Below are 14,237 nucleotides of genomic sequence, written 5' to 3' on the forward strand. Positions count from 1 at the left end.
TAATCATAACGCACCACGGCGGAAAATCATTCCTAGCGGCGGCGGTTACGTTCCCGCATCTCCCGCTGGGCTTCCCGGTTGTCCTGCTGCTCACGGAGGGTCTGGCGCTTGTCGTACTCGCGCTTACCACGGGCCACACCGATTTCCACCTTGGCCCGCCCGTCCACGAAGTACAGCTGCAGCGGCACGATGGTGTAGCCGGACTCGCGTACTTTATGGGAAATCTTGTTCAGCTCTTCACGGTGCAGCAGCAGCTTCCGGCGGCGCCGTGCCGCGTGGTTGGTCCAGCTGCCCTGGTTGTACTCAGGGATGTGGATGGCTTCCATCCACAGCTCGTCATTGTAGAAGGTGCAGAATCCGTCCACCATGGAGGCGTGGCCTTCGCGCAGGGATTTGACCTCGGTTCCCATCAGCGCGATTCCAGCCTCGTAGGTGTCCAGCACGTGGTAGTCGTGCCGGGCCTTGCGGTTGGTGGCCACCACTTTACGGCCACTTTCTTTAGGCAAGGGACAGCTCCTCAGTTCAAGAATCGGATGTCCTCCGGGCCAGTCGGCGCGGAGTCATACCAGTGTACGGCAGGCCTGCAAGCGCTACAGCAGCCCCATCGGATCCACGGCGTTGCCGTTCAACCAGGTTTCGAAGTGGGCGTGGCAGCCGGTGGAATTGCCGGTGTTGCCGGAGTACGCGATCAGCTGTCCCTGCGATACCCGCTGGCCGTTCGACACCACGATGCTTGAGTTGTGATAGTAAATCGTATTCAGCGTGTTGCCCTGCACCAGACCGTGGGAAATCTTTACCCGCCAGCCTCCGCCGTCGGCCGAGTTCCAGCCGGAGCTGAAGACCTCTCCCGCTGCCGCCGCGTAGACGGGCGTGCCGCAGGCTGCACCGAAGTCGATTCCGGTGTGCAGGTAGCCGCCCTGGCCGTAGAAGTCGATGGTTCCGGGCGGCGTTGCACGCCAGCCGAAGCCGGACGTGATGGGAACGCTGCCATCAAAAGGGTGCCGGAGTCCAAAGGCCGACGGCGATCCAACGGGCGGCACAAAGGGCTGGACCGGGGGCGGCGGCTGGTTCCTCGCTGCCGCGGCGGCTGCCGCGGCAGCTGCGGCCTCTGCCGCCAGCCGGCGCTGCTCGGCTTCCCAGGCCTCGCGCAGCTTCCGGTCGCGTTCTTCGATTTCGGCTGCCACGGCGTTCTGGCTGGCCTGGACGCTTGCCAACTGGGACTGGATGCCCGGCTTCGCTGCCTGCAGTTCTGCGTCAAGACGGGCGGTGTCGGCGATCAGCCGGTCCACCTCCTCCTTTCTGGCAGCTGCTTCGTCCCGGGCTGCCTTCTCCCGCTCCAGGGCAGCGTCGGCCTTGGCCTTCAGGTCCTTGATTTCGGCTTCAACGGCCTGGAGGCGTGCCTCGGAGTTGACGTTGGTGGCGTTCTGCTGGGACAGCTTGTCCATGGCGGCGTTCTGGCTGCGCATGGCCTGGTCCGCCAGGTCCATGGTTTCGGTCAGGCTTCCGCCGTTGTTCGAGCCGAAGAACAGGGACAGGTTGGAGGGCACTCCCCCGGACTTGTAGGCCTGGGTGGCAATCTGCCCGATCAGCTTCTTGGTGTCGGCGATCTTTTGCTTGTCCGTTTCCAGCTGCTGCGTGATTTTGGCCTTGTTCTGCTGGGCCATGTCCACGCGGGCGGAGAGGGCCTCCACTTCCTTGACGGCCCCGGCAACGCGGCCCTGGGCCTCCAGGAGCGCCTGCTGGGCGCCGGGCAGCTGGCCTTGGTAGATGACAAGGTCGCTGGCAGCTTTGGCGATGCGGGAATCAACGAATTCCAATGACTGCTGGACCCGGGCTGCTTCCGCTTCGAGGGCTTTCTGCTTGTCTTCAAGCTCGTCGGCGAACGCTACCGGAGTGGAGGATGCGAGCCCGGCGGCGAGGACGACGGCGAGCACAGCGCTCATGAGACCGGTGCGCTGGGGGGCCTTCCACCGGCTGGTGCGCCGGCGCCGCGGGGTCGTTTGGTCCGTTACGTTCATGGGCATTCCTTGTTCGGTTTGCATATCTAGACGCGAAGGTATCGGCGCAAGGTCAAGAGAGACGAAATTCCCGCCAAGGATCCGCCAAGGATTATCAATGCCGGTGCCAGGATCAGCGTCTGGCCGGAGGAGATGAAGGCAGTGTCCGGGTACTGCTGGGACATGTATTCGCCGAGGAAGAAGTGCGCAACGGCCCACAGCGTGGCGGAGGCGAGTGCGGCGCCGATGACTGCCGCGATGACCCCCTCCAGGATGAACGGCAGCTGGATCACTGTCTTTGAGGCGCCCACCAGGCGCATGATTCCGGTTTCGCGGCGGCGGCTGAAGGCGGAGAGCCGGATGGTGGTGGCGATCAGCAGGATGGCGCAAACGATCATCACGCCGGCGATACTCACCGCGACCAGCGAGGCCCCGTTCATGACCGAGAACAGCCGTTCGAGGAGCTGGCGCTGGTCAATGACGGTCTCCACGCCAGGCTGCGAGGCGAAGGTTTCACTGATGATCTGGTACTTTTCCGGATCCTTCATGTTGATGCGGAAGGATGCCGGCAACTGGTCCGGTGTCACGGAGTCCACGATGGGCGAATTCGAGAACTGGTCCTTGAAGTGCTTGTAGGCCTCTTCTTTGGACTCGTGCTGGAAGTCGTTGATGTACTGGGCCACTGCCGGGGACTCAAGGAGGGAGTTAAGGCTTTCCTGCTGCTCGGCGGTGACGGGCCCGCTGGCGCAACCGGCCGCCGTCGACCCTTCACTGCACAGGAAGATGGCCACCTGGACTTTGTCGTACCAGTAGCCCTTCATCTGGTTGATCTGCATCTGAAGCATTCCGGCAGCGCCCACGAAAGTGAGCGAGACGAAGGTGACCAGGATGACTGAGACAACCATGGAGAGGTTGCGGCGGAGGCCGCTGCCGATCTCGCTGAGAATGAATGCGAGCCTCATCGTTGTCCCTCGCCTTCGCCCGGCTGTCCGTCTCCGGAGGTGTCCCGGCCACTGGCATCCTTGAGCCTGCGCGACTGGCCGACTACCGGAATCATCGAGGTGTACAGTGCCTTGGCTTCGTCACGGATGACCACGCCGTTCTTGAGCTCCACCACGCGCTTGCGCATTTCGTTGACGATGTCGTCGTCGTGCGTGGCCATCACCACGGTGGTGCCGTTCTGGTTGATCTTGTCCAGGACCCCCATGATGCCCATAGAGGTGGTGGGGTCCAGGTTTCCCGTGGGCTCATCGGCGAGGAGGATTCCGGGCCTGTTGACCACTGCGCGGGCGATGGCCACGCGCTGCTGCTCACCGCCGGAGAGTTCGTGCGGCATGCGGTGCTCTTTGCCCTCCAGGCCCACGGTCTTCAGGACCTCGGGAACGGTGTCCCGGATGACGCTGCGGCTCTTGCCGATGACCTGCATGGCGAAGGCCACGTTGGCGAAGACGTTTTTCTGCGGCAGGAGCCGGAAGTCCTGGAAAACGACGCCGATCCCTCGGCGGAGCCGCGGCACGCGCCAGCTGGAGATCTTGGCAACGTTCTGGCCGGCAACGTACACGGCGCCGGAGGTTGCGCGGTCTTCCTTCAACACGAGCCGCAGGAAGGTGGACTTGCCGGAGCCTGAGGCGCCGACGAGGAAGGCGAATTCGCCGCGGTCAATCTCAAGGTTGACGGAGTCCAGCGCAGGCCGGGCTTTCTGGTCGTAGACCTTGGTGACATTTTCGAATCGGATCATGGCCCTAAGTACCCTGCAGGGCATAGCTGATTCTGATGCAGCCCAGTTCTGCAGCCGGTGCGCGGGTTTCGTTTGGGGGAAGTAGGGCCCCGGCCCCTCGACTATACGCAGGGAATCCTGTGAATCAGGCGGGTTTCAAGGGGCGTGTCGCCGGATGCTGCTCCCGGCCGCGCTGCTGGGCCTTACTTCTCGGCGTTGCGGTTGTCCGTGCGCCACCGGATGCCGGCGTCGATGAAGTCGTCGATTTCGCCGTCGAAAACTGCCGCCGTGTTGCCGACCTCATGCTCGGTCCGCAGGTCCTTGACCATCTGGTAGGGGTTGAGGACGTAGGACCGCATCTGGTCGCCCCAGGATGCTTTGACGTCTCCGGCGAACGCCTTCTTTTCGGCGTCCTCCTGCTCTTTCTTGAGGAGCAGGAGCCTGGACTGCAGCACGCGCATGGCGGCGGCGCGGTTCTGCAACTGCGACTTTTCGTTCTGCATGGAAACCACGGTCCCGGTGGGAATGTGGGTCAGGCGGACAGCGGAGTCAGTGGTGTTGACGGACTGGCCGCCTGGCCCGGAGGAACGGAACACATCCACACGGATTTCGTTGTCCGGGATTTCGATGGAGTCCGTCTGCTCAATGAGCGGGATGACTTCGACGGCGGCGAAGGACGTCTGGCGCCGGCCCTGGTTGTCGAAGGGGCTGATCCTGACGAGCCGGTGGGTTCCGGCTTCAACGCTGAGGGTTCCAAACGCGTAGGGTGCCTTGACCTCGAAGGTTGCCGATTTGAGGCCGGCTTCTTCGGCGTAGGAAGTATCCATGACGGTGGTGGGGTAACCGTGGCGCTCAGCCCAGCGGAGGTACATCCGGAGCAGCATCTCGGCGAAGTCGGCGGCATCAACGCCGCCGGCTCCTGCCCGGATGGAGACCACGGCCTCGCGTTCGTCGTACTCGCCGGACAGCAGGGTGACGACTTCCAGTTCCTTCAGGGCCTTCTTGACCGACTCCAGTTCGGCGGCCGCCTCCCCCATGGAATCGGCGTCGTCCTCATCCTGTCCGAGCTCCACCAGGACTTCGAGGTCATCGATCCTGGCGGCGAGCCTGTTGAGGCGCTCCAGTTCGGACTGGCGGTGTGAAAGGCGGGAGGTGATTTTTTGAGCCGCTGCGGGGTCGTCCCAGAGGTCCGGTTCGCCTGCCCGCTCGCTCAGTTCGGCGATGTCTTCCTTCAGTGCCTCTACGTCGGAGACTCTTTCGATCGAGTCGTAGGTGGCGCGAAGGGCGCGGATTTCAGCGGAAAAATCAATATTGGCCATGGTTGTTTAACCCTACGCTATCCCGGTGTTGCGCCCGACCCTGGTGCCTCTCCCCTCGAGCGGGAGCGCTGGCTGGGCGTCGCTCGGGTGGTCCGTCAACGGGTGAGCCGGGAGCGTGCCGTCGAGGTCGCCTCGATTCTTATCCCGTCGGGCATCAGGAAGTTCGCCACCGGCGGGTGCACGGCAGCCGTGAGCACCACGACGGCGGTGGAACCGTCAGGTGTGCCGGTGGCCCCTGTTACGGCGAGCCCGTCGAAGCGCCGTGATGCCGGACTCCTGGATACGAAGTCCGCTGCCACGTTCCTGACCCGGGCAGGGTTGAGGACCGCTGAGGGGCTGCCGCCCTGCGTTTCCACTTCGCCCAAGGTGTAGCTGTCAGCGGCAGCGAGGGAGGCACCGTCGGCCAGGGAAAGCAGGCGCTTATGTTCGAGGTACACCGAGGAAATGCCGATGACGACCGTGGTGACCAGCAAGGCCAGCACGACGTAGCCCAGGATCATCACCATTACCTGGCCGTCTTCGTCGCTGGGATGTGTTCTCACCGGAACCTGCCCACGAGCTGAGTGGACGACGCCTCCACCTCGCTGGCGCTGAGCCGGAAGTCATTGCTGAAAGGCAGGAACGGAAGGGGCACCGTCAGGCTCACCGTCACTGTGACGGTGCTTCCGGCAGCCTGGCAATCTGCCGGACTGCATGCTGTAACCACGCGCGCCTCTTCGGCGGGATGTCCGAAGTCCGCCAGCGCGATCGCTACCGCCTGTTCAGCGGCAGCCTGCCCCGTGGCTGCATCAGACTGGGCTATGTAGACCTTGGCCGCCTGATCTGCCGCGCCAACCACGGCAAAGGAGCCGCCTTGAATCTGGCTCACTGTGATGATGAAGTACACCAGCGGAACCATCAGCAGCAGCGCCAGGAAGGTGAACTCAACCACGGCACTCCCCCGTTCGTGGTGGTGGCCGTCCGGCTGCGGGCAGATTGGTTCCCGGCCCAGGGTTTCCGTGAGCCGGGCGCGAAAACGAGCCGCCACTGGCTCAGGGCTGCAACGCTGCATGTCCCTTTACCTCCAGCATGTCGCGGGGACCGATGAGTCCGATCACAGGCATGGGCGCTCGTACAGTTACCTCCAGCGTCCGCAGACCCTGGTAGGTGGCCTCGCTGGTGCTGACCTGTTCGGCGAAGCCCGCGTTTAAGGCGGTTTGGATCAAACTGCGGGTACGATCCTCGGCATCAGCAGCATTACGGTCGGCGAGTGTTCCGTATCGGGCCCCTGACGCCGCCGCGTCGATCAATGTATTCCTTACATGCAGGACCAGGGCCAGCTGGATGATCGCGAGGAAAAAAACAGTCAGAAGGCTGCCCACGAGGACAAAGTCCACCACGGCCGAGCCCCTTTCAAGGTGCTCCGCTTCCTGACCTGCTTCATCGCCCTGGGCTGGGTGATTTTGTCCGCTGTCCAGAGCGCGGTTCGTGTTCCCTCCGCGGGTGGACGGCGTCATCGCTTAGCTTCCGACCTTGTCCATCGCCTGGTTGAACATGGCTTCCAGCGCGGGACCGGCGAGCGCCAGCAGCGCTGCAACCAGAACTGCCGACATGAGCGTGATCATGACCCAGCCAGGAACGTCGCCCCTCTCGGGATTGTTGTCCATTCCGCCCCTGAGACCACCGCCGATTGTGCGCCAGTCCTGGCTTCTGTCCGCCCGAACTCCCGTGCCGTTGCCGACACCCACTCCTGGAAGCAGCGCTGCCACGAGTGACAGGAACAGCACCATGCAGCGAATCCCCATTTTCTCCATCATTTCCGTCCTATTCCCGCTTCTGATTCCACCGTTGGTTTTTCTGTTTCCACTTGGTCTTTGCCCTCAAAAACCGAGGTTGATCGCGGCGATACCGGGAAAGACGGCAAAGACCACGGTCAAGGGCAGCACACCGAAGACAAGCGGGACCCCCGTGGTGCAGCCCTAGTATTTCCGCGACGCAGAAACCCATTGATGTGGAGACTCCGGTGGTGTTTTCTAGAGGTCAAGCAGGAGCCGTTGTTTATGCAATGCTTGCCCGTATGGAGCCAGCATTGATTACGTCCCTAGCAGTTGCCGTTGTCGCTGCGGCGGTGTCGGTCTACAGTGCCGTAAGCGCCCGCAAGAGTGCTATGCACTTAGCCGCCACAACGCATACGATCGCCCGAATCGATGCAGATTCGGAAGAGCTCCGCGGCGTGTATAAAAACTTCTGCGCAATTATGGGGATGCCCAAAGAGGAGCAGACGCGCGGTGTCGTCGTCGCTGAGCTTGAGATGCTGAGGGCGTGCCGTGCCGTGACCAAGCGCTTGGATGAGGCCGCTGCAAATTGCGGTTTCCGGATGCAGGACACCGTTCCTGATTGGACCATTTTTGAAGTCGCCCATTCGGAAGTCAACGAATTGCGGGATGCCTACCGCGAGTCGCAAACCCTCCTTGCAGAAAAGCGAGCAAAGCATCTAGCTGCGAAGCCGCGGACACTGAGCTCGGCAACTGTAAACGGGACGTGAACCAAAGCGTGCAACGCTCGCACCATTCACTCCGCAGCCATCGTATGGTATGTACGCTTGGCCTATGAGTAAGCCGAAGGACAAGAGCAAATCAGGAGATGAGTTGTACGAGATCGTTCTAGCCGTCGAGGAACTGCTCGGAGGGGAACTCTCCGGCGAAGAACTGGCTGAGTTGGTTAATGCAGCGGATCCGCCGAACGAGGGGCCGGTTTAGATAGTTATCGCCTGGCACGGTTCGGATTGGGCTCGCCGGACAAGGCCGCTTGGATGGCATCGCGGTACACGTTGGGTTCGGGCAGCTCGACGTTACCGAATCGCTCCTGAAGCTTGGCGACCGACGTAGTGTGCGTGGTTTGCAAAGTTAGTGGGATCGGTGTCCCGTCCTGCCGGTGTTCCGGTGAAACGTAGTCGTAAGCCATAAATGTAATGGCGTGTGACTGGAGGTGAACGGAGGTCAGGCCTTCTCTTCCACCGAGCCTTTTCATTACTCGGTCAAAAACAGGAGCAGGACAAATGAAGAAAAGACCGTTTTTGCAAGTCTCTTCGCGCTGAAGTAGCTGGCCCTTGTAAACGAGTTGCGTGATGATTCGCTTACATACGTTTTCCCAGTTCACGCCTGCGGTGCTTTGGACGATCGGTCGCCCGGGGAGCAGCATCGCTTGACGGCTAGGCAGGTAGTTGCCTGTCGTGTCCGCCGTCTGCACTTCCACGGCCACAAACTGGTCCAACGAACCGTCAGGGTGCAACAAAGCCAGAATCCAGTCCACCCAGTAGGAGCCCGTTCCACCGGAGCGCTGGGGGAGGCGCATCTCGCCTCCGGACCCCTTCCCCAGGACGGCAACGACTCTCTTGTCGCTTGCCCGGGCTGCTGCCACAGCCTGCCTGCCATGAATCAGAGGCAGACCGGGAAAGAACGCTCGGTCTGCCACGTCCTGCAGCACCTGGTGATTGTCTGCATAGAGCCTGGTTGGACAGATAATAACCGGCTGGGAAAACGACGGCTGCTTGAGGCTGCACGCGCCCGTAGGCACGTCCAGTAGCTTTTTCGTGCAGCCCACCGCTTGAAAGGGGCAGTCTTTCGTTTCAGCTGAGCGCAGAGCTTCGGGAGAGTGATCAGTAGCCGGGTATCCGAAGAACTCAAATAAGTGCGACATGCCCCTTAGACCGCTCTAGTCAGCTCATCGACTCTGACCCCGAGAACTTTGGAGACAGACCGACCTACGGCGGCAGCAAGGAGCGGCGGCACAGCATTTCCCACCTGCTCGTACTGGTCCACACGTGACCCTGTGAAAACGTAGGTGTCGGGGAACGACTGGATGCGAGCCGCTTCCCGGACTGTGAAGGCTCGATCCTGGTCATAGTGGAAGTACGCACCCCAGTGTGGGTCGCACTTTGTGAGGATGGTTGACGCAAGACCGTCAGGGTGAACGCGACCATACCGCTTCGTGTGGTCGGACCGGCGCGCCTGCTTCATACCGGCAGGAAGGAGATCAAACGGGATGTCCGTCCAGTTGCCGCCCGGCGGGATGTGGCGCAATCGTTCAACGTTGATCTTGCCGAGCCTGGCGGCCTCATGATTAGTCACACCTTCGGACCCGGCCCGCAGAACCCTCTGATAGTCATTCTGCGGAGCACTCCGATAGCCCTTCACTTCAGGGCCTTCTTCGCCGTTCCGGAGAATAGGAAGATCACCGAGAGCCTGCTGAACTGTTGTGTGGGAGGGCAGCTCAAGTGAGCGAGGCATGGCGACGATGTTTTTGCCAGCAAACTTGGACGTGAAATTCACCCGCATAGGTGCGGTGTGTATGGGCTCAGGGAAGGCTTCAAGGGGGTTACCGCCGTCGCGGAGGCCAAGAATGATGGTCCGCCAACGGGTCTGGGGAACACCGAAGAGAGGGGCGTACAGAATCTGCACATCAGCGGAATAACCCAAGGCCCGGAGGCTAGCAATGATCGCTTCCAGTGTCGCTCCGTTCTCGAAAGAGACGAGCCCAGGAACATTCTCGATCAGCACCGCGCGGGGCTCAAATTCCTCGACGAAACGCAGGTACTCCCGAAAAAGGTGGTTTCTCCGATCATCAGTGCTGCGCTTCGGAGCATTGATGCTGAAGCCTTGGCACGGCGGTCCGCCTGCCATCAGGTCAAGCTCTCCCCGAGCAATCCCGAGACGTTCTCGAACGAGCTTGGCGTCGACATCCCTGATGTCATTGCTGTCCACGATGGTATCTGGATGGTTTCGGCGGAACGTCTCGGCATACTGCGGGACGAGTTCATTTGCGTACAGGCTTCGGAAACCTGCTTCTCGAAGTCCCTCCGAAAGACCTCCTGCGCCGGCGAAAAGGTCGAGCATCGTCAAGTGCTCAGTGGTGGTGACAAGAGAGTTCGTGCGAGGCATGGTGACCACTCTAGCGATGACCCACGACGATCTCCGAACGACTTGCCGAGGGTGTGATTCAATGCGCATGCCTGCCGGTTGTTAGGTTGAACACGTTACTCAGGCTGTCCCGAAAAATAAGAAACGGAGAACTTCTACATTGAAAATGTTCAACCTAGATGCCCAAAAGACTGACATCTGGAAGGTGTCATCGCTGACGCCCGATGAACTTGGGCGCTGGGTTCAGGTGGAGTCCGAAACGGGGACCAACGTGGTCGCTGGTGAACTCCGCGGATTCCAGTACACCAACCTCCACGTAAACGAGAACGGTTCAACCTTCCTCACCATCCTTCGCATTGGGGACTATGAGGTGACCGTAAAGGCTGACAGCGAGATCTGGCTCGAAAAAGCCTAGTAATGACGGCACTAGCGAATCAAAAAATAAGCAAATAGAAAGCCCACCCGCTGCTGTGCGGGTGGGCTTTCTCGTTCGGCGCTGGCGGGGTCAAGGGCGAAAGGCAACGAACCAACCTCATCCCACCATCGTTCCGGAACCGTCTGGTGAAAAGCGCGAAAAGCCTGGACGGCACCGGTGACGTTAACGCCGGTCTTTAGGCGGCTCCTGCTCAGACAGAGTGGCGCTGACGGCACGCTTCCCGTTAGCGGCTACGTCCGACGCAGAGCCAGCAGTGGAGTTCAAGCGCTGGGCCTGGGCCTCGTTCTGGACCTTCACGGCCCAGTCCGGGAGAGCTTCCCCGGGCACGAACACCACGTCATTCCCGGTGTCCGGGTGGACCGTGTGCAGGAACCCCTGTGAGATCCGCTCAGCACCGCCGCCCGTTGTCAGGCCCGAGACGCCGATCTCTGGCACTGCCACGGCTTCGGCCTCATCCCGGTTCAGTCCTTGGTCTTCAAGTTCCTTGCTGCTCTTGCTCATTACAGCGCCCCTTGAATTCCGCGGTAGACAGCGAACGCGGCCGGACGGGCAGGCTGTACGTCGCCCCTCCAGTGAGCCACGATGCCGATCTGCCCGGTGTCCGCGTACTTCTCCGTGAGGACCTGGATGGTGATCGGCAGGCGCTGACCGATGAGCAGCTGATTCCAGTCGCCCACGAACAGATCCGACGCGCGGTTCGTCATGGTTCCCTGCGTGTAGGACGGCACCTGGTTCGTCATGAGCCTGGGAAGGCCTTCAACGTCCGCCGGGAGCCTCAGGGGCTGCCCGGTCGTATCGTTGGCTCCGGCGTACTGCCGGGCCAGCTTCGCGTTCCAGATCAGCGCCGTGGGCTCCTCGTTCAGGTACCGGACACGGTAGATCGTGTCCAGCACCTCAGCGAAATACGAGCCGGCGGTCTGCGCTGTGCCGTTAGCCACGCCACCGAGCACGCTCGCGGGAAGGACCGCGTTCAGAGCGGCAAGGACACCGCGCGGGTTCGGCGGGGTGGGCAGGTTGATAGTGCCAGCGCCGGACGTGATGCCGCCGTAAAGGGCAGCAAGATCCAGGCGCTGGGCCATTGCCTGGCTGATCGCGTCCTTCACGATCTGGTCAGCGTTGTCCGCGTCCTGGAACCATTCCAGCGAGCCGATAACCAACGAGCTCATGGTGGTCGCGGTCAGCGTCACGTTGTCGAAAGTGGGATCGCTCGGCGTGATGACCGAGGCTTCAGCACGGAACGCCGCCGACGGGTCGCCGGACAGCCGCCCGATCTTCACGACTCCGGCGTCCATGGGAACGATACTCGCTCCGGCTTGCATCACGGCAGACTTGTTCCGGGCCAGGTCAATGAGCTGTCCCGCCCAGATGGTGGGAACGACCGCGGAGCCGCCGGTGGTGGACAGAGCGCGGATCATGTTGCCGAGATCCCCGTACTGGTTGACGGCGTGGTCCTCGTTCGGCTCCCGGTGAGCGGAGACCAGCGGGTGGGACCGGAAGCTTTCGTCCCGGCGAACTGCCGCCCTTTCTCCTGTCGCCTCATAGACGAACGTCCCGGTGCGGCTGTCTGCCGGCTCTCCCCCAGCGAAGAGCCGGGAGTCTGCAATCCTGACCTGGTCGTCGAACTCATCCGAACGGCGGAGCTGCGCCTCAGCGGAAGCAACCTTCGCCATCACTTCGTCGAAGCTCTTGCTCTCATCCGCGGTGAGTTCGCGGTTCTCGCTCTCCGCCAGATCCAGGATCTTGCGGGCCTCAGCTCTCTGCTTGTCGAGCTGCTCCCAAATCATCTGCTTCATTCTCGTTGCCACGTCCATGGCCTTCCTGGGATACCGCGCACCAGAGGCGCGGAAAGTGAATGGTGGTTTTCCCGGGGGTTACACTCGACGCCGCGCCCAGTGGCGCTAAAGCTGGTGCGTTACGCGCTGCCAGCGGCGGAGGTTTCTCCGTATGGTCCAACAATGCGGTGGGGGTCGCCCTGCCGCGGATTAGTGCCGCTCACTCCCACACTTACTTCGCTCGGGTGGTTTTCGACCTGCCCGGTTGCGGTCCGTGGAAACTCGCTTGCCGCAACTTTATCGCGCCGCGCTCAGCTCCTGCATGAGCGAAAGGAGGTCCCGCGTCGACCGGCGAAGCAGATGCTCGCGCTGCCCCGTTGACCCTACGTGGTCAACCAGACGGGCCGTCATCATCGCCAGCGAAGCCAGAACGTCCTCGTAGGCAGTCAGCGGCTCCAAACCCTCAATCCTGCAACGAGTCAGAGCTTCCAACGCCCCACCCCCAGCCACCGGCAACGGCGCTTCCCGCTGACGCTTCCCCTCCCGGTACCGGGCCATCGAATCAGCCTGAGCACGCCCACAGACATCGCACCGGCAACCCTGCTTCCAACCCCGGTAGCCGTGCTTCACCACCTGCTCCGTCATGCCAATCCCAGCGCCTTCCCTGCGCCCTACTCGACGCTTACATTTCCGATATAAAAAACCCGATCCACTGCGGGGTGGTCTGACTCTCTACATGTCAAAAACCAAGGGCTTCGCTTGGAGCCTTCTCTGCCCCTGTGGGCGTCTTGCAGGTCCTCCGTGGGTGTTTGCCCATCTGTGAGGCTGTGGCGAGGTCTGGGGTGCCGGTGCCTGTCACTGGGGTTCGCTCTCCCATGCTTCGACCTGGAGCGTGGCCGTCATGCGGATGTCCAGCTCTTCCTCAGCTCCCATGAGCCGGGGGTCTTGGGCCATCCCCGCTATCAGTGACACTGCCGCTGTGGCGAGACGCTCCATCGCTTCCGGGTCTTTGGGCATGAGCCGGAAGTAGTCGGCTCCTTGCCTGTTGATCATTGCCCGTGCCATTGCGAGCGCCCTGCGTTCGTCGTCACGTCCGTGGATGTCCATTGCTTTTGTCCTTTCGCTTACTTCTGGTGTTGACGGTTCGCCGGCTCGTACTCGGCGCGGAGCACTGCCAGTTGGGATTCAGCCAGGCATGCCCGGTTCTTCCAAGCACGCGCCTCGTCGTGCGCTTGCTGGGCTTTGTCCCGGTACGTGTCGCACAGCTGGATGTACTGGTCTTTCGAGAGGCCCATGACGGCGACTGATACCTGGGAGGTTGCGGGATTCAGAACCACGGCTGACCTCCTGCCGGTGCCTTCGCTGGCTTCGTGAAGTTCAGCGTGTTGCGCATCCAGTTGCGCCACGCTGCTTCCCAGTCCACGAACTTCGATCCCTTGGCTTGGTGATAGTCCCGGAACTTTTCCGTCTCTAAGTCCACCTGCGCCTCTAGTGCCTCGTTCCTCGCCCAGTCCCTCATCTCTTCGGTGACCTTGAAATCAACCGGGAGTGTCGTCGAAACAGCTTTTGTCTTCTTGTTCAAGGCAGTTGGTTTGTCTTTAGCCTCAACCGCGAACTGATTACCTAGACCAACAGACTCTCCACGCATATGACTCTCTGTAGTTTTAGAGCTGTGGTTTAAAGATCTATAGGCGTGCAGCCCTGCGCTGCACATGATGATGTCTGAAGTGGCACATGAAGCACTTGAAAGTGGCACATGATCTTGCCCGTTCATGTGCCACTTCTCTGGCACTTGATCTTTCAAATAGTTGGGCACTGCGAGGACGTATTCCGAGCATTTCCCCAAGCGCCTGTTACCTCTGGATTTCATGACTATCCAGCCCTTCGTTCGGAGCACGTCTAGCCAGTTGCTGACAGTGCGCCGCCCCATCCGGTGGTCCTCCATCAAGGACTCGACTCCGCCTGTTGAGGAAATCCCTGTCTCGGTATCAATACCAGCCCAAATAGAAAGGGCAACGAGCTTTGCACGATCAGGGAGATCCGAGGTCAGCAGTTGGTGATGCCACCAGAAGCGAAAGTTATTGTCAGTCAGCCTCAT

At 61.3% G+C, this 14,237-nt stretch carries 19 protein-coding genes; 3 read left to right on the forward strand and 16 right to left on the reverse strand.

The genetic code is table 11. The annotated features are described in order from the left end of the window. Window positions 1–32 precede the first annotated feature (32 nt). The 9 genes from smpB to FBY31_RS05995 all read right to left on the reverse strand — a co-directional run bounded on the left by smpB (window position 33) and on the right by FBY31_RS05995 (window position 6,817). Window positions 33–506 carry an SsrA-binding protein SmpB gene (gene smpB / locus FBY31_RS05955; protein WP_079597625.1) on the reverse strand — a complete coding sequence of 158 codons (474 nt, stop codon included), beginning with the start codon at window positions 504–506 and terminating at the stop codon, window positions 33–35. Between the two features lie 84 nt (window positions 507–590). Further along, complete coding sequence (locus tag FBY31_RS05960) at window positions 591–2,018, reverse strand: M23 family metallopeptidase (protein WP_200833319.1); 1,428 nt, start codon at window positions 2,016–2,018, stop codon at window positions 591–593. 26 nt (window positions 2,019–2,044) lie between these two features. Beyond that, entirely contained in the window at window positions 2,045–2,959 is a 915-nt protein-coding gene (gene ftsX, locus FBY31_RS05965; RefSeq protein WP_142038085.1) for a permease-like cell division protein FtsX, read from the reverse strand. Next, window positions 2,956–3,735, reverse strand: coding sequence for a cell division ATP-binding protein FtsE (gene ftsE, locus FBY31_RS05970; protein WP_142038087.1), 780 nt, complete (start codon window positions 3,733–3,735; stop codon window positions 2,956–2,958). Before ftsE ends, ftsX begins: the two co-directional genes overlap by 4 nt. Window positions 3,736–3,917: 182 nt before the next feature. Continuing rightward, complete coding sequence (prfB, locus tag FBY31_RS05975; RefSeq protein ID WP_142038089.1) at window positions 3,918–5,033, reverse strand: peptide chain release factor 2; 1,116 nt, start codon at window positions 5,031–5,033, stop codon at window positions 3,918–3,920. Between the two features lie 95 nt (window positions 5,034–5,128). Next, window positions 5,129–5,539, reverse strand: coding sequence for a pilus assembly protein TadG-related protein (locus tag FBY31_RS05980; protein ID WP_142045102.1), 411 nt, complete (start codon window positions 5,537–5,539; stop codon window positions 5,129–5,131). Between the two features lie 32 nt (window positions 5,540–5,571). Next, entirely contained in the window at window positions 5,572–6,084 is a 513-nt protein-coding gene (locus tag FBY31_RS05985; RefSeq protein WP_142038091.1) for a hypothetical protein, read from the reverse strand. Beyond that, the gene (locus FBY31_RS05990; RefSeq protein WP_142038093.1) at window positions 6,065–6,529 is read right to left on the reverse strand and encodes a TadE family protein; all 465 of its coding nucleotides are present in this window, start codon (window positions 6,527–6,529) and stop codon (window positions 6,065–6,067) included. The genes FBY31_RS05985 and FBY31_RS05990 overlap by 20 nt, the downstream gene beginning before the upstream one ends. Window positions 6,530–6,532: 3 nt before the next feature. Then, the gene (locus FBY31_RS05995) at window positions 6,533–6,817 is read right to left on the reverse strand and encodes a hypothetical protein (RefSeq protein ID WP_235013232.1); all 285 of its coding nucleotides are present in this window, start codon (window positions 6,815–6,817) and stop codon (window positions 6,533–6,535) included. Window positions 6,818–7,089: 272 nt separating this feature from the next. Between FBY31_RS05995 and FBY31_RS06000 the strand changes: the two genes are divergently transcribed. Continuing rightward, a complete protein-coding gene (locus FBY31_RS06000; protein WP_142038096.1) occupies window positions 7,090–7,557 on the forward strand; it encodes a hypothetical protein in 468 nt (155 codons plus the stop codon). Between the two features lie 64 nt (window positions 7,558–7,621). Continuing rightward, on the forward strand, window positions 7,622–7,771 hold the full coding sequence (locus FBY31_RS22795; RefSeq protein ID WP_160142443.1) for a hypothetical protein: 150 nt from the start codon (window positions 7,622–7,624) through the stop codon (window positions 7,769–7,771). Window positions 7,772–7,775: 4 nt separating this feature from the next. Here the strand turns inward: FBY31_RS22795 and FBY31_RS06005 are convergent, their stop codons facing one another. After that, window positions 7,776–8,711 carry a NotI family restriction endonuclease gene (locus FBY31_RS06005; RefSeq protein WP_142038099.1) on the reverse strand — a complete coding sequence of 312 codons (936 nt, stop codon included), beginning with the start codon at window positions 8,709–8,711 and terminating at the stop codon, window positions 7,776–7,778. Window positions 8,712–8,716: 5 nt separating this feature from the next. Continuing rightward, entirely contained in the window at window positions 8,717–9,952 is a 1,236-nt protein-coding gene (locus FBY31_RS06010) for a DNA cytosine methyltransferase (protein ID WP_142038101.1), read from the reverse strand. A 145-nt stretch (window positions 9,953–10,097) separates the two neighbouring features. On the opposite strand from FBY31_RS06010, the gene FBY31_RS06015 reads away from it, so the two are divergent. After that, complete coding sequence (locus FBY31_RS06015) at window positions 10,098–10,346, forward strand: hypothetical protein (RefSeq protein WP_142038104.1); 249 nt, start codon at window positions 10,098–10,100, stop codon at window positions 10,344–10,346. A 183-nt stretch (window positions 10,347–10,529) separates the two neighbouring features. Here FBY31_RS06015 and FBY31_RS06020 read toward each other — a convergent pair whose 3' ends face one another. The 5 genes from FBY31_RS06020 to FBY31_RS06040 form a co-directional block, all read right to left on the reverse strand. Beyond that, window positions 10,530–10,868, reverse strand: a complete 339-nt coding sequence (locus FBY31_RS06020; RefSeq protein ID WP_142038106.1) for a hypothetical protein — start codon at window positions 10,866–10,868, stop codon at window positions 10,530–10,532. Further along, window positions 10,868–12,160, reverse strand: a complete 1,293-nt coding sequence (locus FBY31_RS06025) for a phage major capsid protein (protein WP_160142444.1) — start codon at window positions 12,158–12,160, stop codon at window positions 10,868–10,870. Before FBY31_RS06025 ends, FBY31_RS06020 begins: the two co-directional genes overlap by 1 nt. Before the next feature lie 834 nt (window positions 12,161–12,994). Continuing rightward, window positions 12,995–13,246, reverse strand: a complete 252-nt coding sequence (locus FBY31_RS06030; RefSeq protein WP_142038112.1) for a hypothetical protein — start codon at window positions 13,244–13,246, stop codon at window positions 12,995–12,997. 17 nt (window positions 13,247–13,263) lie between these two features. Next, window positions 13,264–13,476 (reverse strand): hypothetical protein, encoded by a 213-nt coding sequence (locus FBY31_RS06035; RefSeq protein ID WP_142038115.1) that lies wholly within the window; start codon window positions 13,474–13,476, stop codon window positions 13,264–13,266. Continuing rightward, a complete protein-coding gene (locus tag FBY31_RS06040; RefSeq protein WP_142038117.1) occupies window positions 13,467–14,237 on the reverse strand; it encodes a hypothetical protein in 771 nt (256 codons plus the stop codon). The genes FBY31_RS06035 and FBY31_RS06040 overlap by 10 nt, the downstream gene beginning before the upstream one ends.

The sequence above is a fragment of the Arthrobacter sp. SLBN-100 genome, assembly GCF_006715305.1.
Lineage (GTDB): Bacteria > Actinomycetota > Actinomycetes > Actinomycetales > Micrococcaceae > Arthrobacter.